General features: G+C 70.7%; 30 protein-coding genes. 1 reads left to right on the forward strand and 29 read right to left on the reverse strand.

What is annotated here, in order from left to right; all coding sequences use genetic code 11:
* Positions 1-4: 4 nt before the first annotated feature.
* From AC4BDD_RS19975 to AC4BDD_RS20045, 15 genes are all read right to left on the reverse strand, one after another.
* Positions 5-1,039, reverse strand: coding sequence for a major capsid protein (locus tag AC4BDD_RS19975; protein WP_490686819.1), 1,035 nt, complete (start codon positions 1,037-1,039; stop codon positions 5-7).
* A gap of 16 nt (positions 1,040-1,055) precedes the next feature.
* On the reverse strand, positions 1,056-1,445 hold the full coding sequence (locus AC4BDD_RS19980; protein WP_490686820.1) for a head decoration protein: 390 nt from the start codon (positions 1,443-1,445) through the stop codon (positions 1,056-1,058).
* A 17-nt stretch (positions 1,446-1,462) separates the two neighbouring features.
* A complete protein-coding gene (locus AC4BDD_RS19985) occupies positions 1,463-2,197 on the reverse strand; it encodes a hypothetical protein (protein ID WP_490686821.1) in 735 nt (244 codons plus the stop codon).
* Between the two features lie 52 nt (positions 2,198-2,249).
* Positions 2,250-3,071, reverse strand: a complete 822-nt coding sequence (locus AC4BDD_RS19990; RefSeq protein ID WP_490686822.1) for a hypothetical protein — start codon at positions 3,069-3,071, stop codon at positions 2,250-2,252.
* Positions 3,068-4,492, reverse strand: a complete 1,425-nt coding sequence (locus AC4BDD_RS19995; RefSeq protein WP_490686823.1) for a phage portal protein — start codon at positions 4,490-4,492, stop codon at positions 3,068-3,070. Before AC4BDD_RS19995 ends, AC4BDD_RS19990 begins: the two co-directional genes overlap by 4 nt.
* A 19-nt stretch (positions 4,493-4,511) precedes the next feature.
* Positions 4,512-6,203 carry a Terminase gene (locus AC4BDD_RS20000; protein WP_490686824.1) on the reverse strand — a complete coding sequence of 564 codons (1,692 nt, stop codon included), beginning with the start codon at positions 6,201-6,203 and terminating at the stop codon, positions 4,512-4,514.
* Positions 6,193-6,705 (reverse strand): phage terminase small subunit, encoded by a 513-nt coding sequence (locus tag AC4BDD_RS20005; protein WP_490686825.1) that lies wholly within the window; start codon positions 6,703-6,705, stop codon positions 6,193-6,195. The genes AC4BDD_RS20000 and AC4BDD_RS20005 overlap by 11 nt, the downstream gene beginning before the upstream one ends.
* A 53-nt stretch (positions 6,706-6,758) precedes the next feature.
* A complete protein-coding gene (locus tag AC4BDD_RS20010; RefSeq protein ID WP_490686826.1) occupies positions 6,759-7,337 on the reverse strand; it encodes a bifunctional DNA primase/polymerase in 579 nt (192 codons plus the stop codon).
* 249 nt (positions 7,338-7,586) lie between these two features.
* A complete protein-coding gene (locus tag AC4BDD_RS20015; RefSeq protein WP_490686827.1) occupies positions 7,587-8,150 on the reverse strand; it encodes a hypothetical protein in 564 nt (187 codons plus the stop codon).
* An 86-nt stretch (positions 8,151-8,236) separates the two neighbouring features.
* Positions 8,237-8,533: an HNH endonuclease gene (locus AC4BDD_RS20020; protein WP_490686828.1), complete on the reverse strand. Its 297-nt coding sequence runs from the start codon at positions 8,531-8,533 to the stop codon at positions 8,237-8,239.
* Positions 8,530-8,694 (reverse strand): hypothetical protein, encoded by a 165-nt coding sequence (locus AC4BDD_RS20025; protein WP_490686829.1) that lies wholly within the window; start codon positions 8,692-8,694, stop codon positions 8,530-8,532. The genes AC4BDD_RS20020 and AC4BDD_RS20025 overlap by 4 nt, the downstream gene beginning before the upstream one ends.
* Entirely contained in the window at positions 8,691-9,050 is a 360-nt protein-coding gene (locus AC4BDD_RS20030) for a hypothetical protein (RefSeq protein WP_490686830.1), read from the reverse strand. The genes AC4BDD_RS20025 and AC4BDD_RS20030 overlap by 4 nt, the downstream gene beginning before the upstream one ends.
* Before the next feature lie 807 nt (positions 9,051-9,857).
* Positions 9,858-10,430, reverse strand: a complete 573-nt coding sequence (locus AC4BDD_RS20035; protein ID WP_490686831.1) for a hypothetical protein — start codon at positions 10,428-10,430, stop codon at positions 9,858-9,860.
* A gap of 201 nt (positions 10,431-10,631) precedes the next feature.
* Positions 10,632-11,870, reverse strand: a complete 1,239-nt coding sequence (locus AC4BDD_RS20040; RefSeq protein ID WP_490686832.1) for a DUF2637 domain-containing protein — start codon at positions 11,868-11,870, stop codon at positions 10,632-10,634.
* Between the two features lie 87 nt (positions 11,871-11,957).
* Positions 11,958-13,487, reverse strand: coding sequence for a hypothetical protein (locus AC4BDD_RS20045; RefSeq protein ID WP_490686833.1), 1,530 nt, complete (start codon positions 13,485-13,487; stop codon positions 11,958-11,960).
* 85 nt (positions 13,488-13,572) lie between these two features.
* Here AC4BDD_RS20045 and AC4BDD_RS20050 point away from each other — a divergent pair, with 85 nt between their 5' ends.
* Positions 13,573-13,794: a prevent-host-death family protein gene (locus AC4BDD_RS20050; protein ID WP_490686834.1), complete on the forward strand. Its 222-nt coding sequence runs from the start codon at positions 13,573-13,575 to the stop codon at positions 13,792-13,794.
* A 64-nt stretch (positions 13,795-13,858) separates the two neighbouring features.
* On the opposite strand, the gene AC4BDD_RS20055 is transcribed toward AC4BDD_RS20050, so the two are convergent.
* The 14 genes from AC4BDD_RS20055 to AC4BDD_RS20120 form a co-directional block, all read right to left on the reverse strand.
* Positions 13,859-14,797 (reverse strand): hypothetical protein, encoded by a 939-nt coding sequence (locus AC4BDD_RS20055; protein WP_490686835.1) that lies wholly within the window; start codon positions 14,795-14,797, stop codon positions 13,859-13,861.
* Between the two features lie 96 nt (positions 14,798-14,893).
* Positions 14,894-15,031 (reverse strand): hypothetical protein, encoded by a 138-nt coding sequence (locus AC4BDD_RS20060; protein ID WP_490686836.1) that lies wholly within the window; start codon positions 15,029-15,031, stop codon positions 14,894-14,896.
* Between the two features lie 255 nt (positions 15,032-15,286).
* The gene (locus tag AC4BDD_RS20065) at positions 15,287-15,535 is read right to left on the reverse strand and encodes a hypothetical protein (RefSeq protein WP_490686837.1); all 249 of its coding nucleotides are present in this window, start codon (positions 15,533-15,535) and stop codon (positions 15,287-15,289) included.
* Complete coding sequence (locus AC4BDD_RS20070; protein WP_490686838.1) at positions 15,532-15,993, reverse strand: hypothetical protein; 462 nt, start codon at positions 15,991-15,993, stop codon at positions 15,532-15,534. Before AC4BDD_RS20070 ends, AC4BDD_RS20065 begins: the two co-directional genes overlap by 4 nt.
* A gap of 14 nt (positions 15,994-16,007) precedes the next feature.
* Positions 16,008-16,244 carry a hypothetical protein gene (locus AC4BDD_RS20075; RefSeq protein ID WP_490686839.1) on the reverse strand — a complete coding sequence of 79 codons (237 nt, stop codon included), beginning with the start codon at positions 16,242-16,244 and terminating at the stop codon, positions 16,008-16,010.
* The gene (locus tag AC4BDD_RS20080) at positions 16,244-16,858 is read right to left on the reverse strand and encodes a zinc finger domain-containing protein (protein WP_490686840.1); all 615 of its coding nucleotides are present in this window, start codon (positions 16,856-16,858) and stop codon (positions 16,244-16,246) included. Before AC4BDD_RS20080 ends, AC4BDD_RS20075 begins: the two co-directional genes overlap by 1 nt.
* A 2-nt stretch (positions 16,859-16,860) precedes the next feature.
* On the reverse strand, positions 16,861-17,805 hold the full coding sequence (locus AC4BDD_RS20085) for a hypothetical protein (RefSeq protein WP_490686841.1): 945 nt from the start codon (positions 17,803-17,805) through the stop codon (positions 16,861-16,863).
* Between the two features lie 9 nt (positions 17,806-17,814).
* Entirely contained in the window at positions 17,815-18,105 is a 291-nt protein-coding gene (locus AC4BDD_RS20090) for a hypothetical protein (protein WP_490686842.1), read from the reverse strand.
* A gap of 59 nt (positions 18,106-18,164) precedes the next feature.
* The gene (locus AC4BDD_RS20095) at positions 18,165-18,599 is read right to left on the reverse strand and encodes a hypothetical protein (protein ID WP_490686843.1); all 435 of its coding nucleotides are present in this window, start codon (positions 18,597-18,599) and stop codon (positions 18,165-18,167) included.
* Positions 18,600-18,604: 5 nt separating this feature from the next.
* Positions 18,605-18,859 carry a hypothetical protein gene (locus AC4BDD_RS20100; RefSeq protein ID WP_490686844.1) on the reverse strand — a complete coding sequence of 85 codons (255 nt, stop codon included), beginning with the start codon at positions 18,857-18,859 and terminating at the stop codon, positions 18,605-18,607.
* Between the two features lie 8 nt (positions 18,860-18,867).
* Complete coding sequence (locus tag AC4BDD_RS20105; RefSeq protein WP_490686845.1) at positions 18,868-19,479, reverse strand: hypothetical protein; 612 nt, start codon at positions 19,477-19,479, stop codon at positions 18,868-18,870.
* Positions 19,476-19,937 carry a phiSA1p31-related protein gene (locus tag AC4BDD_RS20110; RefSeq protein WP_490686846.1) on the reverse strand — a complete coding sequence of 154 codons (462 nt, stop codon included), beginning with the start codon at positions 19,935-19,937 and terminating at the stop codon, positions 19,476-19,478. The genes AC4BDD_RS20105 and AC4BDD_RS20110 overlap by 4 nt, the downstream gene beginning before the upstream one ends.
* A complete protein-coding gene (locus tag AC4BDD_RS20115; protein WP_490686847.1) occupies positions 19,934-20,737 on the reverse strand; it encodes an exonuclease domain-containing protein in 804 nt (267 codons plus the stop codon). The genes AC4BDD_RS20110 and AC4BDD_RS20115 overlap by 4 nt, the downstream gene beginning before the upstream one ends.
* On the reverse strand, positions 20,734-21,807 hold the full coding sequence (locus AC4BDD_RS20120; protein ID WP_490686848.1) for a recombination directionality factor: 1,074 nt from the start codon (positions 21,805-21,807) through the stop codon (positions 20,734-20,736). The genes AC4BDD_RS20115 and AC4BDD_RS20120 overlap by 4 nt, the downstream gene beginning before the upstream one ends.
* Between the last annotated feature and the right edge of the window lie 2 nt (positions 21,808-21,809).

The raw sequence follows: 21,809 nt of genomic DNA on the forward strand, positions 1-21,809 counted from the left end.
CCTCTCAGGCGACGTCCGCGCAGAACGTCAGATCGGGGTTGGCCAGCACCGGCAGACCGATCGCGGCCGCCTTCGTCCACAGCGTCGGCGGGTCTTTCTCGGCATAGACGCCCGAGACGATGCCTGGCTCTTCGCCGTCCTCGATCCCGAAATCGCCGTCGAGTGACTCGGCGGTCGTGCCCCACAGCGTCGCGCCGAGGTCGGTCGACTCCGGGTCGGACGGGTCGCCCGGCGAGGGCAGCAGCAGAACCCGGTCGTCGGGGATGATGCGGGTCGCGGCGCCGCCGACGCGCACCTGCGCCTCGTAGGTGGTGATCGGCGGCAGACCGTAGGCGCGCAGCACGCTGTTGATCTGGTCGGTGCTGACGACGGACGGCTGCGAGACGCCGCCGGCGTAGACCAGGGCGCGCAGCTCGTCGTTCCGCATCATCAGCGCGACGACCCGGTCGCTCGTGAGGATCGCGCCGGGCATCTCCCCGTTGGTGGTGACGTATGTCTGCTTCCACGCCATGAGATCGGCGAGGATCTCGGCGGCCGCGTTCGTCCATGCGGTCGCGGCGACGACGGTATGCGACGCCTTCCGCCCGAAGTCGACAGTCGCGACGATGCCGTTCTCGGCGAGTTCGAGCTTGCCCTTGTACAGCGCCTCGCCGCGGGCGAGCTCCATACGCGCGGACACCGCCCGCGTCATGCGCAGCGCGTCGCGCATCAGAGCGTTGCGCACCTGCCCGTCGAGGCGCCGCTGCCGTAGCCGGTCGTACTCGCCGAGCCTGATCTTGCGGGAGATCGGCGGCAGCTCACCGGAGACCCGGGCGATCCCGGGCCGCGCGGCGATCGGCGACTCGGCGTCGTAGCTGCGGAACGTGGCAGCCTCGACGAGCCCCTCGCCGCCGCGAGTGAACCTGTACTCCAAGTCGTCGATCTCGTTGTTCGGCAGCCACCGGGCCAGCGAGAACCGGTTCGCCGCGCGGTCGGCCTCGCCGGCGCGCACGTAGCCGGTGAGCTCGGCGGGGGTGATGTAGTCGTTGTTGATCAGCACGGGTTACTCACCCCTCTCAGAAGTACGTGATCCGGCCGGCGACGTCGGTCTTCGCCGCGGCGTCGACGGGTCGGGGCAGCTTGGCCTCGACGACGGCGCCGTGCCAGAAGAGCGCGCCCTGCGGGTCGATCGTGTTGACGGTCGGCGCGGGCACCGCGGTGAACAGGTGCCCGACGAGGGTCTCGCGCCCGTCGCTGGCGGTGTTGTCGTAGGGCCCGTAGAGCCCGGTCGCGGTGATGCGGCCGAGCGGCAGCCCGCTCGGGAAGTGCCCGTTCGGGTAGTGGGTGGCAGGCGTGAACGCCGAGGTGTCGAGCGTGATCGTGCGCGCGGTGTTGGTGCCGTGCGCGGACGCGAGCCACGACTGATCGTCTTGACCGAAGGTCTCGGTCGTCTGTGTGAGGTTCATCGGGGAGACTCCCGGTGTCAGGTGTTGGTCTTGTTGCCGTGCCGCTCGGCCCACAGGTCCCGGCCGGCGGCGACGCTGCCGCGGCGGCTGTCCTTCGAGCGGCCGCCCCGCGCGCCCTGGTCGAACCCGCGCCGGTCGCGGCCGCCGCGGCGCGTGTCGCGCCCGTCGTCGCCGTCGTCGTGGTCGTCGTCCGTGCCGGATGCCTTCGGGGCGAGGCGCTTCACGAGCTCGGCGAGCCCGTCCTCGTCGACCTCGCCGTCGTCGTCGACGTACCGGCCGAGTTGGACGTCGTCGGCGACCTCGGCGGCGTTCGGGATCAGGCCCTTCGCCGCGGCGAGGAACGCCTGCCGCGCGAGCTTCGAGCCGGTCTTCGACCGCTCCTCGGCGAGCGCCTTCGCGACCGCCTCGTCGATCTTCCGCTCTTGTTCAGGCATGCCCTCGCGCTTGAGCCGGGCAGCCTCGCGCGCGGCCGCGGCGTTCTCCTTGGCGCGGGTCTCGTGCTTGCGCGCCTGCGCCTTCCACTTCTCGGCCTCGGCCTTCCAGTCCTTACCGTCGTCGACCTCGCCCTTGTCGGGCGGGTCGCCGTCGTCGTCCTGGTCGCCGTGGTCGCCCTGGTCGTCGTCGCTGTCGTCCTCGGCGCCGCCGAGGATCGGCCAGATCGGTTGCATCCCGTCCTCGCCGGGGCGCGGCTTGCGCCAGCCGAGGGCGAGCTGCCCGGTACGGGCGTGACGGGGCAGAGTGCGCGTGCGCATGGGGGTGTCTCCCGTGTCGGGTGTGGGTGAGCAGTGGTGCGCCGTGTCGGCGTCAGTCCGTGCCCTGGTCGTCTCTGTCTGGGACGTCCTTCGGGCCGGTGAACTCGTGTCGGCGGACCGCCAGGAGCGGGCCGATCTCGCCGTGCTCGCGGGTGATGATCACCTCGCGGTAATCCGGCTTGCGGCCGCCGCGGTCCGACTCGCCCAGGTCCCGGGCGATCGCGTCGTGCGCCTCGTTCAGCAACCGCTCGTCGATGATCTGCCCCGGGTCCCGGTCGCCCGGCAGCGGCTCGGGGCGGCAGTGGCAGCCGGGGTGAATCGGCATGAGCTTCTCGACCCGGTACCGCTGAGTCGAGGCGATGACGCACAGCGCGCAGTTCTTCGAGCCGGACAGTCGGCGCCGGAAGAACTTCGCTCCGCTACGCCGCATCGTCTGCCGGGCGGCGTGCGTGCGGGCGAGCTGCATGTCGGTCTCGGTGATACTGCGCAGCCGGACCCGGCCGGCTGCGACCGCCTCGGTCATGTCCCTGCCTTCGGCCAGCGCCGACCAGACCGAGACGAACGGCCGGGCGTAGACCTCGGCCGGCGGTGTGCCGCGCAGCGCCTCGTCGAGCTGGACGCCGACCGGCGCGGCCGCGCCGCCGAGCATGTCGGCGACCATGCTTGCGAGGTAGGCGTCGGTGAGCGCGCCGATCTGCTGCTGCGCGCCGAGCACGACCGGCAGCACCTGATCGACGAACAGTGCGGCGTCGGCGTCGCGGTAGCTTCCGAGCGAGTCGAAGGCGTCCAGTACGAAGCGCAGCAGCCGCTCGCGCAGCCGGGTGTCGACCGCGTCGTACTGCTGGGTGAGCGCTGCCTGCGTCGCCTCGCTCACGGCGCCGCACCGGTGCCTGGGTCGGCCGGTACCGGTTGCCCGGTGCCGGGCTGCGGCGCCTGCGGCAGCAGGGAGGCGCCGAGCAGCGCATCGGCTGCGGCGCCCGCGGTGATGCGCCGCACGCGCTGCGGTGACTCGCCCATGTCTTCGGCGAGCACGCCGAGCGGGTAGCCGATCCCCTTCTTCTTCACCGCGGCGTCGGCCATCACGGCGGGGTTGAGCTGTCGCGGGTCCTGCCAGCGCACCTCAGCCTCGGTGAAGTCGCGCTCGACGCCGGCCTGCCGCGCGCACAGGGTGAAGACGTCTTCGAGCGCCTCGCCGAAGAACGACATGTGCTCGCCCACCTTCGCCAGATGCAGCACGTCGAGCGCCTGCACGGTGTCCGCCGAGATGTTGATCAGGTCGGTCGCGAAGTAGTAGGCGGGGGTGACGCTGATCAACAGAAGGTTCCGGATATCCGCCTCGTGCTCTTTCAGGAACCCGCTCAGGTCGGTCGCGTCGAGCTGCCCGAAACGGGTCTGCTCGCCCTCGCTAGCCCACACGGCCGATGGCGAGGGAACGAAGGGCTGCTCGACGACTTCGAGCCCGCTGATCGGATCGACCCGTTTGCGGAACTTGTGACCGGTCACGTACTTCTGTCGGAATGCGGAGTAGCGTGCCGCGGTCATCCGGTTGAGCACGCCCAGGTTCAGCCGGTCCTGAATGTCGATCACGCCCGCGAACTCCGGCTCGGGATCCTCGCCGAGCTCGGGCCGACAGGGGAAGTCGACGAGCGGCACGGTACCGAGGTCGTGCTGCTGCTCGCCGCCATCCTGCTCCCAAGCCTGCCGTCCCCAGGGCAGCCGGCCCGGCCCGCGCTCGCGGGTGCGGTACCGCACGAGGACGTCGGGCAGGTAGACCGTCGCCCGGCCGACCCGCTCGACCTCGTCGTACCACGCTTTGAGCCCGGCTCGGCGCTCGCCGGTCGCCGGGTCGTGCTCGACGATGCACTCGCGCGGTGTCTCAGCGGTGATGAGCGGTGACGGGGCGCCGTTCGGCTCGGCTCGGGACGGGTGCGGGCCGACGAGCATGTACCCGACCGACTGCGACAGGGCGGTGCGGAACACCTGCTTCTGCCGGCTGTCGAGTCGGTTGATCTGCCACCACCGGGCGGCGTCGTCATCCGGGTTCCCGTCGCCGTCGGTGATCCCCAGTGCCCGCAGCCGGTGCACAGGCGCGCTCGCCACCATCCCCATGAAGTTGGTACGGCTCTTGCGCTGGAAGTCCCGGAACGCCTCGCCCACGTTGCGTGGAAGCTCGGGCAGCGGGTGCCGACCGCGGTAGTAGTCCCACCACGTGTCGAGGTCCCGCTGCCGGTCGCGCATCTGGCGCCCGAGACGCAGCAGCCACCAGTCGGGCGAGTCGACCTCGTCGCTCAGCATGTCGCCCCCTCTCGGGCTGTCAGAACGTGAACCCGCCCATGGGCTCAGCCGCTTCGGCGAGCCCCTTCGCGACCGCCTGCGACCGCGCCTCGAATGCGAGGATGCTCGCGACCGCGGCGTCGATCTTGCGTGGCGAGTCGGGGTGTTCCTTCGCGATCTGGATGCCGGTGCGTCCCTCGCGGCGGCGGGCATTGAGGAAGTGCCGGGTCAGCGCGTACGAGCCGTCGTACGTCACCTCGCGTTCGAGGATGGCGTCGAGTAGGCGCTGCGTCGCTCGGACGATCTGAATCGCGCGGCCGCCGGTCATCCACCATTCGACGGGGTGATCGCGGGTGGCCTTGACCGGCAGGCTCGCGCCGTACCGCGCTTCCCACCCGGTCACGTGCTCCTGCCACTTCGCCGGGTCGGCGAAGAACCCGACCACCTGCCAGCGATCGAAGGCGCTCTCGACCGCGGCGAGCACCCCGGCCTTCGGCACCTCCCAGTTCTCACCCGCGGCGCCGGCCGGCTGCTCCCACACACCGATCTCGAAGAGGTGCCCGTCGGACACGCGGCAGCCGATCAGCGCCGTCGCGTCCGTCACCTTCCGCGAGCGCTTCCGCGAGCCGTCGAACCCGAGCGTGATCACGTCGCCGTCGGCGACGACCTTGTCGAGGTCGCTCACGGCGATCAGCTCAGGCTCGGCGAGCCACGCGTCGGCGGCCGCCTCGGCGAGGTTGAAGAAGTACCGGCGTGAGTCGCTCGGCGAGTTCCGCGGGTCGAAGATCTCATCGACGATCCGGTCGAGGTCCATCACCGCGGCGAAGTCGCCGTAGCTCTCGACGAGCGCGGCGCGCACCGCAGCCTCGTCGGTGAGGTCGACGCCCTCGGGCGCCTGCCGGTGGTCGAAGAGCAGCCGCTCGCGCCTCGTCTTCCCCTCGCGGATCAGCTTCGCGAGCGTGTGCGTCTCCTCGGCGACGGACCCCTCGCCGGGCGCGTACATCGTCGACGTCTCCAGCGACCAGGGCGAGGCGCCCCTGCGCTTCGCCATGTTGCGGCGCACCGTCGCGTACATGCGGCGCAGCTCGGGCAGCACGTACAGGTGCGTCTCGTCGAAGACGACGAAGCTCTCTTTCCCGCCGTCCTTCGCGGCGTTGGACGCGGTCGACGGGACGATCTCGCCGCCGTCCGGCAGGATGACGCGGGTCACGCCCGCGGCGTCGCCGGGCAGATCCTCGCCGAGCGGCCCGTCGGTCAGGTTGAACAGAACGTTGTCGTAGGTGTTGCCCGCCTGCCCCTCTTCGGTGGCCAGGCACCGAATGAACGGGTAGGTGACCGGTCGGCCCATGGGCTCGCCGGGCTGGTACTCGTACTCGAAGTCGCGCCACCGATAGACCTCGCCGCCCTCGGCCCATCCGGCGAATCGGCATGGGCCGAATGCCTCGAAGAGCACGAAGCGGCCGGCCGTGCCGCTCTTGTCGCGCCCCTTCGCCCGGGAGAAGAACGCCGAGTCGTATAGCCGGCGCCCGGCCCTGTCGAGGGCGTAGGCGTCGACCGTCAGTGCGGCGAGCTCGTCGTCGAGCGGGATGCCGTCGGGGGCGTCGGGGTCGAGCGGCCGGCCCTGGATGTCGCCGGGCCCGTGCACGCAGAAGTGCTCTTTCCACGCGAGGGCGAGCCATCCGAGCGAGCGGTGCCGGTCGTGGTTCCGGGCGCGAACGAGCTCACGGGGCATCGGTCAGCCGGCGGCGCCGGTCGGCGAGCCGGGTCACCGGGCGCGGGTCGGCGGCCGCGGCCGCCGCGGTCGGCTGCTCGTCGTCCTGGTCGACGTTGTCCTTGGCTGGCACGTACCGGATGCGCAGATCTCGCCGGGCGTCGACGGTCGTGCCGAGCACGCGCTCGCGCTGTCGCAGCTCGCCCGCGAGCCGGACGTCGCCGGCGAACACCGCGTCGGCGACGAGCGCGGTCGTCACTGCGTACTGCCAGTCGGCGTCAGACCAGAGCACGCAGTGCGGCATCGCGGCGATCCGGTCCCACCATGCCCGGGTGAGCTGCTGCAACGGCTGCATCTCGGAGCACCGGCCGAGCTCGCGTTCGGTCCACTCCACTCGGCGGGTGTCGGGCAGCTCGGGCCGCCGCCCCTGGTAGGGCTCGTCGGCCACGGTCGTCCACTCGTGCACCGCGGCGACGCGGTTGCGCTTCGGCCCGTCCTTCGGTTTCCGCCCGGTGACAGCCATCGGTCTACCTCCCGTGTCGGGGTGTGCCGCAGCGCCCCCGTGTCGGGCGGCAGCTACAGCAGTTGCTGAATGACGGCGGACAGATCGCCCAGCCTGCGGGGCGTGTCGCCCCACGTGTCGCCAGTGACCGCGATGTACCGGCCGGTGCCGTACAGCTCGACCGTGCCGGGCCCGACGCTGATGCGCCGGCCGCGCGGCAGCTCGCCGAATCCCCAGATGTGCAGCCCGTCGCCGGACACCGAGCGCTCGACCCATGTCGGGCCGGCCTCGTCGAGGATGCGCTGCGCCCAGGGGGCAACGCGGTCGCCGTACAGGCAGTGGTCGAGGTCGAGCACGACGACGCCGTCGCCGTCGAGGACGAACCCGAGCCCGGCGCCGACCGTCGAGCGGGCGGCGTCGCGGTAGCGCGACCAGGCTGCGGGGTCGGTGCTCGACGCCTCGCTGCCGTCGACCGCGATCGGCACCTTCCGGGCGGTCCGGCGGATCCAGCGAGGGCGGCTCGTGAGCTCGTCGGGCAGGGTGCGGCGGGCACGATGCGCCGCGACGCGGCAGCGCGGCGAGCAGTACCTCGCGTGGCGCCGCGCGGTGATGCGCAGTGCCCCGTCGCAGTGCTCGCAGCACGGTGTCGTCATGCCCACCATGATACCGCAGATGTAACGCTTTCAGCGCTCTGACCTGCGGATACTGTACCCATTGAATGGGGTCGAGGGGGTGAGAGGCGCTGTGCGGCGCCCACCCGCCGCGCCGTCAAATCACCCTCCCCGCCCCCTGCCCGCCCGCCAGCGGGCAGCCAGGGGGCGCCATGGCCCGAAAATCTGGGGTTTCATACGCGCTGGCAGCCGCAGCACCTCCCGGGGCTCCGACGGGGGCAGGGAGGGGAGTCACCCCCCACCCGACGGGGATTCGAAAAAGAGGGATGCGCAGGGCGAGACCAGGAACCATGCGCCCAGACCCTTGCCGACGTCGGGCAGGGAGAGCGCGAACGCCACGATCATGCTGAGGAAGAGCACTCGGCAGCGCGCCCGCTGGTCGAGATCTCCAGGTGTCCAAACGGAGTCGCGGAGATTCCTGATCTTCGATTCCAGTGTCGCGCTCTCGGAGACGCTGTCGCTGCTCAGACCTTGGATGGATTGAGTCGCCGCCTGACTGATCCCAAAGGGGCTTGGCCGTACGACGTGATTGGGCAGCTCGGCCAACATGAACGCTTCGAAGGCTCGTTGCGCGTGCGCGTGAACGTACACCTCGATCTGCCTGAGTGCGCCCTTGTGCGTGAGGCGACGCCACGCGTCGAGTAGCGACTCACCAACGGAAGCGACGTCCTGCATCTCTCGGGGACTCATGTGGTCGGCGTTGAGTTGGCGCGTCCAAAGATCGTCCAGAGTCAGTAGGTTGAACGCTCCAATGAGCCAACCCTGCGCCGTTGCATCCCCGTGCAAGCCGTTCACCTTGGCACTCCCGCCGTCGCGCTCCCGCCTACTACGGAACATGTGGGCGGGAGACCCGGCTACCGGGGGTCGGCCGTACGGGGGTATCAGATCAGCCCGGGATGGCGCTCGACCGGCCGCCAGCGGGTGACGCGCGGGACGGCGTTGCCTTCGCGGCTGCTCTTGATCGCGTGGTGGTCGGTGCACAGCGCTTGCAGGTTCTCGGGCCGGTGGTCGTTGCCGGGTCGGATGTGGTCGACCTGGTTCGCCCATCGGCCGCACACCTCGCCGTGCTCGCGCCATCGGCAGCGGTGTTCGTCGCGGTCGAGGACGAGGGCGCGGAGTGTCGGCCAGTTGCCGGGCAGTTCGGATCGGCGGTTGCTGCCTGCCCATCGCCCGGTCACGTGTCGCCTGTCGTCGGGTCGAGGTAGTCGGCGACCGCGCGCAGGAAGCGGGCGAGTGCCGGTCGTACGTCGGGCCCGTCGAGGTCGAGTTCGCCGATCTCGCGCTCGGGTCCGTCGCCGACTCGGATGCGGACGGGCATGGTCACGATCGTCTGCGTCATGTCTCGTCGTCCTCCTCGTCGAGTTCGGTGTCGTCGTCCTGGTCGGCTCGCTCGATGGTGGAGTCGAGGGCGACTCGGTCGAGGTCGAGCTGCCTGCCGAACCCGAAGCGCCGGGCGGCTGGCTTGGCGTCGAGGGCGGTGAGCAGCCGGCGGGCGGTGCGTTCGATCTGCCGGAGTAGGGCGGGGTCGTCGATGAGGCGTACGCGTATGGGTGGGTGACCCTTCGGCAGGGGCGGGCGCGAGGGTGGGGAACGCGAATGCCCCCCGGGTGGTGTGAGCCGGGGGGCATTGGATGTTGGTGTCCGGGCATGGCGGACTTGCCGACAAGGGTGCGACACGTGGTCGCTGATCGTCAAGTGGCGGGCGTTCAGAGAGAGTCGAGCTCGTGCGTGTGCGTGGTGCTGCTGGTACGTGCTGCTCTCTCAGCCACCCCCGTCTTATGGAGTGGAGTGGAGTGGTGCACGCGCGCGCGAGGTCGCCGGGGAGTCCCCCGGGGACAGAAGAGGTTGACCTGCGACAACTCCCATAGATCACGAACGATTCGCGACTGAATCGGCGCCGAATCATCAATGATTGCTGAGCGAAATCGTCGCTGAACGCTCGCGGTTCCTTGGCATCGTCGCCCCCCTGCCGCGGCAGGGTGACCGGGCTGAGCGGCGCTGCCCTCGAAGGTAGACCGCTGCGCGGCGGGGACATCGGTCCAGCCGGGGCGCCGTGGGGCTAGGTCGGCCAGTCTCCCGCCTGTTCGGCCGTCTCGATCTTCGAGGCGATCTCTTGCGCGAGTCGCTCATAGGATTCGGTCAATTCGCGGGGGATGGTGATTGCATGGATACTTAGATCGCGCACCAGGTCCTGTATTTTTCCAGTCAGCTTTTGATTAGTTACAATCACCCCTTCAATGGTTCTATGAATGGGGGATCGACTAAGGGACTCGACTGCGGATTGGATTCGCGCTATAGTGCCAAAATGTACTGGGTCTCGGCCAAGTTCAAGATCTACAGCCCATGTAATCTTTTCCCCGTGTACGACTAGATCTGGTTGAGTGTCGCCGACGATGGGTCGAGCCTCCGCCTTGATCCCTGCATGAGACAGCTTGTCGACTGCGCTTCTCGTCGTGGAGGACACGAGGCTTTCATAGGTGGGTCGCCTGCTGGGCATTGGCATCAAATCCTCGGCGTGCTCCACACAATCTTGGTGGCGCGCGCATCTTTGATGATCAAAACTAGGCTCACGGCTCCAGCGATCCAGGCGGGAACCTGAACCGCAGCCGTGCTGGCGCCGAAGATTACGATCATGATGGCTGCGATGGCGACAAGGATGGGAACAATCCTTGGGATGTCCTTTGATATTGCCGCTTTTGCGCCTATGTTTCCTATCGCGTAAGGCATCCCATATTTGTCTTCAAGTTTGGCACTCGACAGCTTTGGCTTATAGTTCTTCAATGTTGAGTTAATGCCGTCCCATGTGCTTTGCGTGACATGGTATGGCTCTCCTCTGAGGTGGCAGACCATGACCATAAGCTGAGTCTGGGATTGATGAAAGAAAATCACCGCACGGTCATTGAGCTTGCACCCGTAAAGCACGCTACCCTTCATCTCGGCTGGCAACTTCGCCGCTTTGATGGCCTCCGTGGTGGCGTCAGTGCCAGGTCGGGAATAATTGTGTTCGAGCAGGGACTTCAGGGTGTCTGGGTGCAACCCGCTGTGATCAATTGTCAATTGAGCATTGGCTTCCATCCTGCCCTCCGATGGAATTACCCGGACCGCAACATCTACGCTCGCAGTACTTCGGCCAGTTGTCGGCACTACTGCCAGGATGCCTCGGCAAGTTCTCCGCAGCGATCGCAGGCAGTCATTTGAGCAGCGCCGCTGAGCAGCGCCGCGACGCCCGCTGTAGAGAGCGAAGAATGCGGCTGCGATCACAGCGGGCCCGCGCGGTCAGAGGTAGGGGCCGGTCGACCGGCGGTCGAGGGTCTGCTCGGCCGGGGCCTTCGGCTTCGGCTTGCGGTCGCGCGAGAGCACGGTGCGCACGTAGCTGTCGGTCGTGTTGACCCCGTGCCGGTGGAGGTGCGTGGCGACCTGCTTCGAGCTCAGTCCGGGCAGTGTCTGTTGCACGAGACGCACGGCATCGGCCTTCGAGCCGGCCCCGGCGAGGGCGTCGTCGACGATGCGCTCGGTGCGACGCTGCTCGTCGAGGCCGGGCTGCCGCTTGGACCCCGCGGGGGGCCCGTCGGGCGCGGGCGTGGCCTCGGCGTCCTGTTCGGGCGGCGGTGTCGGGCCCGCTGCTGCGGTGATCGCCTCGGGCTGCTTCACGGTGATCACGAGGTGATGCGGGGCGGGTGCCTGACTGTGCTGCGGGCCCGCATCGGCCCGGGTGAGGGTGACCTCGGCGGGCCGGGGCAGGCGGTCGAGGACGATCGCGACGTCGAGCTCGGTTACCTCCTGCCCGTACTGCCGCAGCACCTCGGCGAGCTGCGCCGGGGTGAGCTCGGGCCGCGCCTCGCGGATGATTCGGATCGCCTTGGTCGGCGGCAGGTCGGCCAGCTCGGACGCGAGCAGCTCGCCCGGCTCACGCGCGGCCGCCGCCGGGGCGAGGTCGCTCTCGGCCGACTTGCCGGTGACGTGCTCGACGGCGCGCTGCTTGGTCGCGTCCCAGGCTTGTTCGCTGGCGAGCAGCCACCCGAGCCACCCGAAGACGGGCAGGCGCATCGGCCGCTCGCCGCGGGCGATCCGGTGCCGGGCGCGGGTCGCGCTCCATGAGAGGTCGGCGAGCAGCAGCAGTGCGCCAGTGGGTGCGGCGAAGAGCAGCGTCGCGCCCATACCGCCGTTGATGTGCACCGCGTGCAGCCGGTTCAGGTACATGGAGATCGCGGCGAGTAGCAGCGTCGCGAGGCGGGGCCCGAACGCCGAGCGGTTCTCGCGCACTGCCTCGCTCGCGAGGTACAGGCAGGCGATCGCGGTGCCGTCGAAGCACGCGGCGACCAGCACGGCGAGACCCTTCGGGACGCCGTACATGTCGTGCGCGACGACGTACAGCGACCACGCCACGATGCCCGCGGCGGCCGGCGCGATGATTGCGATCCCGATGCGCCACCCGAGCCGGGTGCGCCACCGGGGCGGGGTCTTGCTGGGGCCTTCGGGATTTAGGGCCGGGTGTGCCCGGCTGCGATTCGTCACGGATTCTGTTCCTGTCGCTTTGCGGCTGCGGGGGCGGGATCTGTCGCCCCGGCCGGTGTTTGGGGCACCGGCCGGGGCAGCTTTGTGTCAGCCTTCGTCGGGCTCGGCGAAGCACTCCTCGCAGGTGTCGGCCGCCTGTTCCTCGTGACCCGGGCACACGATCTTGACGACGTACTGCGTGGCGCCGTCGTCCTCGGCGGAGTAGTCCAACGCGTCGTTCGCAGCCTCGACGGCGCAGTCGAGCGCTACGAGCGGCCCCTCGTCGCCGAACACTCCGTAGGAGTGGCCGAACTCGCAGGGGATCAGCAGGGTCGCGCCGGGGCGGAGGGTACGGCCGTGCGGGCACTTCGCGTTCGGCGCCGGCGCGGTGGGCGACTCGCCCGGCCCAGTGACGCCCGCGGCCGCGCGCACCACGGCGTCGACCCGGTCGATCACGTTGACCGCCGGCGGTTCCGGCTGCTCAACGATACGAAGGCTCTCGGTGTACACGGCGTCGACGCCGCGCTCGTTGCTCACGGTCGTCGACCGGCGGTTGATCGTCCACGGCTGCCGGTCGACGCGCACCTCGATACGCCTCGGGTGCGTGCTCGCGATGACCGCCTCGACGAGCGCGCCGGGCTTGATCTCCTCATGTGCGGCGGGGCGTTCTGGGGCGAGCAGCACCTCGTCAGGGGCGACGACCGGCCAGTCGCGCGGGGCGTCGTCGGTCGTCACCGTCTCCAGCAGGATGCGGTCGCCGTGGTCCAGTGCGCGCAGGACCTTGACCGGCCGGCCGCCGTCCGTGAGCCATCCGATCCGATCGCGGAGTGCCACCTCGACCGGGTCGCCGGTGCAGCCGACGCACAGCACGTGTCCGCGCGGGGTGGCGGTCGTCTCGACGAGCGGGGCGCCACAGCGGCCGAAGGCGACGTAGCCGGCTGCCACGGGCACGCCGGCGTTGGGGTCGACGACGCATGCGCTCGCCCAGTGCCCGGCGTTGCCGTACGCGACGGGGGTCTTCTCGATCCGCCCGTGCTCCCAGTTCGGGCCCGCGATGTATTCGAGGTCGCCGATCAGCTTCCAGCCGTGGACTTCCAGCGTGGTGCGGCTGTTGCGGTCACCGCGGTAGGGCAGGAAGAAGCGCTCGATCGGGTCGGCGAGCCCACGCTGAAAGATCGTGTAGCGGTCCTGGAAGACGCGCGGCCGGGCCTGGATGTGGCGTTCGATCTGCACGTAGAACTCGGCCGGCTCGGCGGACGGCGCCGGCTCGGTGAGGGCATCGACCTTCGCGCCCCACTCGGCGACTTCGGTCGCAAGTTCGTCGATCTCGGCGCCCAGTGCGCGGAAGTCGGCGAGCAGTTCGTCGGCGTCGGCGTTCTGCCGCTTGAGATCGGCGGCGAGTTCGTCGAGCCGGCTCGACTGCTCGTTCTTCGGCGTCTCGATCACCGCGGCGACGGCGGCCGCCCGGGTGTCTTGACCGCGGACGACGGCCGTGCGCTGCTTGCCCTCGATCAGGTCGACGTTCCAGGCGCCGGCGCCGGACGCGAAGCGATTCGCCTCGTACGTCTGGCCGTTGTGCTCGAAGCGGTAGGCGGGGTGTCCCTCGGTGGCGATCTTGGTGAACTTCGGCATCTGCATTGGTGGCCCTCCCGGGTTCCTTGATGCGTCTTAATGTACAACAAGCCTTTATGTACATCAAGCCTGGTTGGTTAAAGTAGACGCCATGGACACGAACGACGCTGATCACGCGATTGCCGAAGCGCGGGCGAACTTGAGCGAGCTGCTCGCCTCGGTTCGCCTGCTACGGCGTACGAAGTTCCTGACGAGCCGAGGGAAGCGGCAGGCAGCGCTCATCCCTGCCGACCTCGGCGAGCTGATTGAGAAGGCGGGCGGGCCGGAGGCGGCGACCGCGATCCTGTCGCAGCACGTCACGCCCCCCAAGTAGCCGGCCTACCGCTTCCCTTCGAGCGCCGCTGTCGCCCGCTGCGGGGGCACCGGCGCTCTCGTCATCACGCGGCGGCGCCGCTTCCCCTTGCCGCCGCACGCTGCCGCCGCCGGGCCGCGGCCCGCTTCCGGCGGCGCTCCGCCGCGCCGAGCGCCGCTTCGAGCGCGGCGAGCTCGTGCGGCGCTGCCCAGGTGCGACGCCCGTCGACCACCGGCACCGGCGCGCGGCAGTCGAGCCCCTTCTCGCAGGTCACACTCGCCGCATCACTGCCGATGCGGTGCATCGTGAGCGCGGCGCCGCACCACGGGCACGGCCGGTCGTCCGGCATCCGGTCGTGCCGCTGCTCGGCGCCGATGGTGCGCTCGACCCGCCGCGCCGCCACCCGGGCCACAGCCGCAATGCGTACGCGCTGCTGCCCGTTGATCGGGTCGCAGATGCCGGGCTCGTCGAGCCACCGGGCGAGCAGCCACTCGGCCGCCCGCAGCGTGGTGCGGCCGGTGCGGGTGTAGTGCCAGCGCCGCGGGTCGGCGGCGTCGACCTCGACCAGGGCGAGCCGACGCTGCCGGTCGGCGGGCGACCACGTCCGGTCGGGCGCGCTGATGATCGGGCGCTGCACCTCGGCGGCGATCTCGTCGGCGAGCTCGCACAGCGCCGTCTCGATCGCGGTGCAGGTGTCGAGGACGTGCAGGCGCACGGGGGCAGGCTGCTCGGCGAGCTGCGTCGCGCCGCGGTCTTCGCGGATGGGGTGCGCGCGGCCTTCGCCGACGTAGTTGCACAGCGCGCAGCCGTACGCCACCCGGCCGTGCTCGTCGGTCCGGGTAACGAGGCGCTGCGGGTGAGACAGGGCGAGGGGCAGCTCGTCGGCGTCGCCGAGCTGGTTGTCGGTCCCCATGGCGGGTGGCCACACGTCCGGCGTCGTGCTGTCGAGCAGCGCGCGAAGGTGCGGCCAGTAGGCGGCGACGAGGCGAAGGTCCTCGGCTGCGGTGCGGGCGGTGTGCGGCATGTCGGGCGCTCCTGGTGGTGCGTCGGGGCGTATGGTGATCACACCGCGCGGGGCGCCCCGGACATCTGGCCGGATGGGGGGCGCCCCTTCGTCGTGCTACGGGTGGGCGAGCTCGCTGCCGATGGCGCGCGCGGCCGCGTGGACGAGCTCGTTGTGCGGGCCGAGTTCGTCGGCCCGGTACCGGTCGACCGCGCCCCGGATTGCTGACCGGCGCGGGAGCGCCCCCGTCGCCATTTCAGGCGCGGTCGAGCGCGTCGAGCACAGCGCGTGCTGTCCGCGCAGCGCCTTCCTTGATCAACAGTCGGCGCGAGTGCGTTCCGACTGCGTCTCTCGGTGCGAGCGTCAGTACGAGCTCGCAGACCGCCCGAACGAGCGCTTCCTTGGCTCTCAACCGCTTCAGTTCGGCATGGATGCACCGGCCGGGGCACAAGCGCATCTCGGCGCATTCGGGCCCGCACTTCGTCTCGCCAAGGGCAGTGAATATGTCCGTCATTGGTTCCTCACAATGGTGCGGGCGGGCAGTTCGAAGGTGTCGAGCGGCGGAAGGTTCACGAGGCGGCGGTGCGGGTCGATGACCGGTGGTCGCCGATTGGCCGGTCGGCCGTAGTCGGCGAGCAGCACGAGCTCGGGCTCGCCGTCTTCCTGGTCGCCGAAGAGCTCGGCGAGTTCGTCGTCGTTGAGCTCGTTGAGCTCGTTGAGGTCGTCGAAGGTGGCGGAGTGGTACTCGGCGGCGCTCACCTGGGGTTGCCTTCGCCGTCCAGCGGCCGCAGCCACGGCCGGATGGCGGCGAGGATCGCCTCAACCCGGCCGTCGGTTCGCGGCGCGAAACAGCGGCAGACCGTCAGCCGCTCGCACTTCGGGCACGGCACGGACTTGTTGAGCGCGATCTCGACGACTCGGCGCAGCCGGGCCGACTCGGCCTCGGCCGTGACCGCCGCCAGCGTCCGCCCGCGAACGGGCACCGTGGCGGGCATCTGCTCGGCGTACTCAGCGAGCAGCGAACCGGCGAGGCGCATCCCGGACCGGCGGAATACCGAGTTGTCGCTGTAGTTGTTCGGGTCGAGCTGCTCGGCCGCGACGTCGATCGCGCGGTGCCAGGCGCGGCCCAGCTCGCGCCGGTAGGCGAGGACGAGTCGGCGCCGGGCCTCGTCGGAGTCGGCGTTGATGACGCTCATCAAGTCGTCGTGCACGGTCATGGTGGTGCCCCTTTTCAGTGGCGGGTGGGCGTTCGGGCGTGCGCGGGGGTCCTGGGCTGCGCGGGGGCGTCGTTGGTGCTCTCCGGGGTGCACAGCGGCCCCGAGGCGATGTGCCAGCCCAGCGAGCGCAGTTCGCGGACGGCGAGCCGGCCGAGCGCTTCGGGGCAGGCGTTCGGGTTCTCGCGGGCGACGGCGGCGATCACCGCGGCCACGGCGTCAGGTACCTGCGATCGCTCGGTGCGGGGGAACATCACGCGCTCACCTGCCCGTCGGCGGTCGCGGCGGCGTGTGCGTCCTGTCGGCTGGCGTGCGTGCCGCGCAGGACGCGGCCGCGGTGCAGGGTCTTGCATGGCCGGTGCGTGGACGCGCCGCACGCCGGGCACCGCACGGCGAGTTCGGGCGGTCCGGCGGGGCGGTCCTTGGGGTAGATCGCGGCCTTCGCCGCGAGGTAGCCGGGGTTCGCTGGGGCCGGGTCGATGGCTCGGCCGACGCCGCCCAGCAGCGCGCGGACCGGGGCGGGCGGCTCGGCGCCGGTGACGACTGCCTGTCGTCCGGAGCGCAGCGCGTGCACGTAGGCGTCGACGTTGTCCGGGTCGACGTCTGGTGCGCGCCGCTCGGCGTGCCGCGCCATCCGGTCGCGGGCGACTGTGCGCCATCGGGCGGTGATGTCCTTCGGCATGACCGGATAGGCGCTCTCGGCGTAGTGCCTGCCGACCGCCTCGCCGGCGAACTCGTATGGCACGTTGATCAGCGCGGCTGCCCAGAGCCGGACCTGCGCGAGCTGCTCGGCCTGGTCCGTCTTCACGACCCGGTCGTCGACGAGGCTGATCTCGGCGAGCAGCTTGATCACTTCTCGGGTGTCCATCGTCAGACCTCCCCGGTCTGCATGAGCAGCGCGAGTCCCTCGCGCTGCTGCTGGCCCTTGCTCTGCTGCGAGCTGCCGCCTGGGGCGAACGGGACGACGACGCCCCCGGCCCCGCCCGGCTCGATGCGCTCGCGCTCGGCCCATTGCTGCCAGCGGCCGCCCCATGCGGCGGCGCGGGTGCCGTCGTCGAGTTGCCTGCGGACGAACTTGCGCGTCACTGCTGCGAGCTGCGGCTGCGTGAGCTGCTCGCGGCCTGCGGCGGTGCGGGCGAGCTGCGCGGCGGCGACGTCGTCCTCGCTGGGCTGCCAGTCGGCGGGGATCAGAGAGAGGGGCGGCTCGTGCGCGCGCCCGCTACTACCTGCACCGTGCTCTCTCTCAGTAACCCCCCTCTTAGGGAATGGAGTGGAGTGGAGTGGTTCGCGCCCGCGTGAGGTCCCGAGGGAGTCCCCCGGGGACGGGTCCGACTGACCTGCGGCTTCGTCAGAATCCGGCGGAGGAAACGAAGGCGAATCGTCGCCGATTCCGCTCGGATCCGGCTGCGAATCGTCGTCGAAGAGTGGGGGATTCGGCGTCGGTCCGGGCTGCGGTCGGGCGCCGGCGGCGCGCTGCTGACGCTTCTTCTCGGCAGCGCGGGCGCGCTTCTGCTGCACCTCGGCGCGCGAGGGGTTGCCGCTCTCGCGGTAGTCGTGCATGTAGTAGTCGCCCGGTCGCGGCTGGGGGCAGCGGGGACAGGTGTGCCCGTTCTCGTGCCACAGTCCGACTGCGAGCAACTTCTTGATCTGCGGGCCGGTGCCGTACATGGTGGCTACCTGGCCCGGCACGTGCCCGTCGGTGAGGTGCTGCGCCACATACGAGCCGATGCGGACCCACAACCCGACGGCCGCGTTGGTCGCCCGCACGAGCTTCGGGTGCGAGTGCGCGCCGTCGTCGACGACGAAGAAAGGCATCGGGTCTCCCTAGAGCGTGAGCTGCCCGTGCGGGACGGGCGTTGTGCGGTTCCTGCGCGGCGCCGGTGCGGCGGTGGGCCGTGCGGGGGCGGTGCATGCGTGGTCGATCACGTGCGGGTGAGGGCAGTCGGGGCGGTGCGTGCCGTCCAGCCACCGAAGGTCGAGCCCGCCGCCGACCGTGCGCAGGCACCAGTCGAGGCGGTTCGGCTCGCGCAGCGCGGCGGCCGCGGCCGGGCTCATCGGCTCGGCGTCGGCGGTGACGTCCAGCGCCGCACGCCGGCCGACGAGCTGCCGCAGCACCGTTCCGCCACAGCGGGGGCAGCGCGTGCGCCGCGCCCCGCCGCCGCTGCCTGCCCGTGTCATCCGTGCGACTCGGCCCGTCCGCGGCGGCGCCGTGTCTGGTGCGCCTCGTACTGCGCCTCAGTGGGGTGCTCGGCGAGCGCCTCGGCGACGGTGGCCTCGACGTCATGCGCGCCGGGGCCGAGCTCGTCGAGCGTGTCGTTCATCTTCCGGCGGCGCATCATCGCGCGCATGACCTCGGCGACCTGTGCCGCCTGCCGGTCGTCGACGGCGATCTCGGCGAGCGTGACCCTGAGCTTCACCTGCGGGTCTTTGTCCTCGCCTTCGGCGTGACCGACGTAGCTCTTCGCGGTGAGCTGCACGATCCCGAACACGCTGGTGCCCGGCCGCTCGAAGAGCCCGCGGCGCATCTCGGCCGGTATCGCGGCGTGCAGCATCGCGGCACCCGAGTCGAGCTTCACCTCGACCTCGGCGTCTTTGTCGATCTTGGGCATGGGGTTCACTTCCTTCGCTTCGCGGGCGGGTGCTCCCGCCGGTGCTTGCGCTGGGCTGCCGCCTCGCGCACGGCGGGGATGGGGCAGTCGGTGAGTTGGTGGCGGTCGAAGCGGGCGACGAGCGCGGTCACCTCGTCGCCGGTGACGCCCTCGGCGTGTCCGCAGGGGCAGTTGAAATCGGCGATCGCGAGTGCGTGCGGCCCGTCCAGCCGGACCCGCAGCCCGAACCCGGGGTTCGGGCCACAGATCGTCGGCGTCACGGCAGCGCTCACGCCGGGTGCCGCCCGTAGCGCTGCCGGTAGGCACCCGGCCACTTGCCCTTCGTCAGCCGGTCGCGCTGCACCTTCGGCAGCTCGAACAGCGGGAGCCCGCACCAGTCGTGGCCGGCCGCGCGCAGCCACCACGCGTCGCACTGGTCGCCGCCCGGGTCGTCGGGGAACTCAGCGCCCGCGGCGAGGAACGCGGCTGCCGCCATGCGGCTCTTGTCGGCGCTGCCGTGGTCGCAGGCGTAGCTCTTGAGCGTCGCCGGGGCGATCAGCGCGTACGGCACACGGGCCTCGACGAGCTCGGCTCGCACGACCCCGTGCACCATGGCCGTGATCCCGGCCGCCATCGCGTGCTTCGGCAGGTCTTCGAGCACGGCGAGGTGCGGCCGGTGCTCGGCGAGGTCGTCGCGGACGTCCGACCGGATGTGCAGCAGCCGGCGGTCGCCGTCCTTCGCCCGGGTCTTGATCCGGTACGTCGTGCCGTCCGGCAGCGCGACCCCGGTGCTCGTCAGCGAGAGGTCGAGCCCGATCACCCGGAGTCCCGGCACGGTGAGGGCGTCGGCGAGCGGCGACGGGGCGCCCGGGGCGACCAGCCCGGGGACGGTGGTCGTCATGCCGCACCGACGGGAAGCGGGGCGATCGGGCCGTACAGCGCTCGGACGACGTCGAGCGGCTCGTGCTCGCTGCTGTCGGCGGTGCGCATCATCGGCGTGCCGACGCGGTCGAGCATGCCCGTCCAGCGCCACGCCCGGTCGGTGACGTCCCCCCACGTGAGGGACAGGTCCCACCGGTGCCCGCGCCCGTCGGTCCACACCGCCCGGTCGACGTCGAGGACACCGTGCCGCCCGTCGAGCGGCTCGTCGACTCCATCGTGCTGCGGCTCGGCCTCGGCGCCCGGCGTGCAGGGGTACGGCGGGTGCGCGGCGATGAGCTGGTCGGCGATGCTGCGCAGCACGGCGGCCGCGGCCGCGTCGCACATGCGCGGGTCGATCACCTCGACTTCGCCGGTCGTGCGCATGGTGACGACGAGGGCGTACTCGTCGAGGTCGAAGAGTCTGATCTTGGGGGTCATGCGGTCTCACCCACCCAGGGACGGAGCGGCCACGACCGGTCGACGACGGCGGTCGGGTCCGACTTGCGGAAGTAGGCTTCGAGCCCGGCCGCCTGTTCGCTGGCGAGCCGGATTTGCAGGTGATGCAGCGCTTCGAGGTCAAGCCCGGCGAAGTCGGCGAAGCGCTGCCGCCGGTCGGCGCGAATGTGCTCGGGCCAGTGCTCGGGCGGGGTGTGGGCGAGCCACCCGATCCGGTAGGCGATCCGGGCTGCCTGCAACGCGTCGTACTCGCAGCCGTGCGCGCCCTTGTCGTCCCACGTGAACCCGTAGACGCCGGCGAGGGTCTTGAGCACGCGCGCGCCCTGGTCCTTCGAGACCCGGCGCCGGTATGGCAGCGCGTGAGTGTCGAGCACCCGTGTGTCGATCACGGGCCACAGCACGTCGTCGACGACCCGGTCGAGCAGCGTCGGCAGCTCGTACCGGCGGCACTCGCGATCGAGCAGCGTGAGGTCGTAGACGACGTTGTGCCCGACGATCGGCACGCCCTGCCTGATCTGGATCGTCAGCGTTCGGGCGACTTCTTCGACGACCTTTGCCGCGGGTGCACCGTGCGCTCGGGCGTACTCGGTCGTGATCCCGTGCACCGTGGCCGCCTCGGCGGGAATCTCGACGCCCGGGTCGGCCAGCCACGACGCCGGCTCGGTGCCATTCGAGCTGCCGAGCCCGATCACGGCTGCTGTCACGATGCGGTCGGCCTCGACGTCGACGCCGGTCGTCTCAAGGTCGAAGGCGCACATGCGCCAGAGGTGCCAGTGCGTCACCGGGCACCCCCGCCCGGCTGTGCGACCTCGGGCCACGCGGCCGCCGGGTACGCCGTCGGCGGCTCGCTGCCGTCCTCGACGATCTCGGCCTCGTACGCGCCGTCGTCGTCCGGACCGTCCTCGTCCGGACCGTCCTCGTCGTCCTGGTCGCCGATCTCGCCCGTGTGCGGGTCGACGCCCCGCGCGATGTCCGTCGCGATCTTCTTGAGCTGGTCGAGCAGCTCGGGCGAGCCGTGCCCGGCGGTGTCCGCCCGGCGCCACAGCGCCTGTACCTCGCCCTTGGTCCGGCACTTCCGTGCCTCGTCGAGGTAGTCGGGGCGCGGCGCCTCGATCGCGGGCCGGTCGACCAGCGTGCCGGGATCCAGGGCGGCCGCCGTCGACAGCGGCCCGGCGAGGGCGTGCCGCAGCTTCGGCAGCGACGGCACGACCTTGACGACCGGGAACTGTTTCGTCTTGCCGTTCCGCACGGCCGTGTGCTGCTCGATCCACATGCGGACGGGCATCAACGACTGCCCGCCGGTGGCCCGCAGCACGGTGTCGATCCCGCCTGCCATGGCATCGGCCGCGTAGTAGCTCTTGGATTCCAGCCGGTAGACGCCGAGGTCGGGCAGGTCCGGCAGCATGACGTTGATGCGGCTGGTCGGGCGGCAGACCTCCCGTGGGGACCGCAGGTGCCAGTCGTCGCCGTACTGCGCCAGGCACAGGCACGGGCGTCGGCTGAGCTGCTCGGTCTCGCCGTCGCAGCGCCGGGCACAGCCGCCGCCCGACCACATCTCGTACGCCTGCGACAGCGGGTCGCCGGCGGGCAGGATCGCCTGAAGTTCGGTCGCCTCGGTGATGACGCGGTACTGCGCGATGGTCTGGTTCTGCGGCGTCCACTGCTCGACGCTGCCGCCATACACCTCGGCCGCCCGCACCATGTACTCGCGGGAGTGCGACGAGAGCACGAACGTCTTGCTCTTGACGGGGATCGGCCGCTTGTCGGGGTCGGAGTTCGGCCGGCTGTAGCCGGTGCGGATCCGGCCGAGCTCAGCCGCCTGCCGCTTCATGGTGACGATTCGCGAGCCCATGA

This window comes from Streptomyces sp. JLBT605 (genome assembly GCF_058215555.1).

Excerpts from the sequence above, each read along its gene's own strand:
- AC4BDD_RS19980 (WP_490686820.1), bottom strand. The coding sequence starts at position 1,445 with ATGAACCTCACACAGACGACCGAGACCTTCGGTCAAGACGATCAGTCG.
- AC4BDD_RS19985 (WP_490686821.1), bottom strand. The coding sequence starts at position 2,197 with ATGCGCACGCGCACTCTGCCCCGTCACGCCCGTACCGGGCAGCTCGCC.
- AC4BDD_RS19995 (WP_490686823.1), bottom strand. The coding sequence starts at position 4,492 with ATGCTGAGCGACGAGGTCGACTCGCCCGACTGGTGGCTGCTGCGTCTC.
- AC4BDD_RS20000 (WP_490686824.1), bottom strand. The coding sequence starts at position 6,203 with ATGCCCCGTGAGCTCGTTCGCGCCCGGAACCACGACCGGCACCGCTCG.
- AC4BDD_RS20005 (WP_490686825.1), bottom strand. The coding sequence starts at position 6,705 with ATGGCTGTCACCGGGCGGAAACCGAAGGACGGGCCGAAGCGCAACCGC.
- AC4BDD_RS20010 (WP_490686826.1), bottom strand. The coding sequence starts at position 7,337 with ATGACGACACCGTGCTGCGAGCACTGCGACGGGGCACTGCGCATCACC.
- AC4BDD_RS20025 (WP_490686829.1), bottom strand. The coding sequence starts at position 8,694 with ATGACGCAGACGATCGTGACCATGCCCGTCCGCATCCGAGTCGGCGAC.
- AC4BDD_RS20035 (WP_490686831.1), bottom strand. The coding sequence starts at position 10,430 with ATGGAAGCCAATGCTCAATTGACAATTGATCACAGCGGGTTGCACCCA.
- AC4BDD_RS20045 (WP_490686833.1), bottom strand. The coding sequence starts at position 13,487 with ATGCAGATGCCGAAGTTCACCAAGATCGCCACCGAGGGACACCCCGCC.
- AC4BDD_RS20050 (WP_490686834.1), top strand. The coding sequence starts at position 13,573 with ATGGACACGAACGACGCTGATCACGCGATTGCCGAAGCGCGGGCGAAC.
- AC4BDD_RS20055 (WP_490686835.1), bottom strand. The coding sequence starts at position 14,797 with ATGCCGCACACCGCCCGCACCGCAGCCGAGGACCTTCGCCTCGTCGCC.
- AC4BDD_RS20060 (WP_490686836.1), bottom strand. The coding sequence starts at position 15,031 with ATGGCGACGGGGGCGCTCCCGCGCCGGTCAGCAATCCGGGGCGCGGTC.
- AC4BDD_RS20070 (WP_490686838.1), bottom strand. The coding sequence starts at position 15,993 with ATGACCGTGCACGACGACTTGATGAGCGTCATCAACGCCGACTCCGAC.
- AC4BDD_RS20075 (WP_490686839.1), bottom strand. The coding sequence starts at position 16,244 with ATGTTCCCCCGCACCGAGCGATCGCAGGTACCTGACGCCGTGGCCGCG.
- AC4BDD_RS20080 (WP_490686840.1), bottom strand. The coding sequence starts at position 16,858 with ATGGACACCCGAGAAGTGATCAAGCTGCTCGCCGAGATCAGCCTCGTC.
- AC4BDD_RS20085 (WP_490686841.1), bottom strand. The coding sequence starts at position 17,805 with ATGCCTTTCTTCGTCGTCGACGACGGCGCGCACTCGCACCCGAAGCTC.
- AC4BDD_RS20095 (WP_490686843.1), bottom strand. The coding sequence starts at position 18,599 with ATGCCCAAGATCGACAAAGACGCCGAGGTCGAGGTGAAGCTCGACTCG.
- AC4BDD_RS20105 (WP_490686845.1), bottom strand. The coding sequence starts at position 19,479 with ATGACGACCACCGTCCCCGGGCTGGTCGCCCCGGGCGCCCCGTCGCCG.
- AC4BDD_RS20110 (WP_490686846.1), bottom strand. The coding sequence starts at position 19,937 with ATGACCCCCAAGATCAGACTCTTCGACCTCGACGAGTACGCCCTCGTC.
- AC4BDD_RS20120 (WP_490686848.1), bottom strand. The coding sequence starts at position 21,807 with ATGGGCTCGCGAATCGTCACCATGAAGCGGCAGGCGGCTGAGCTCGGC.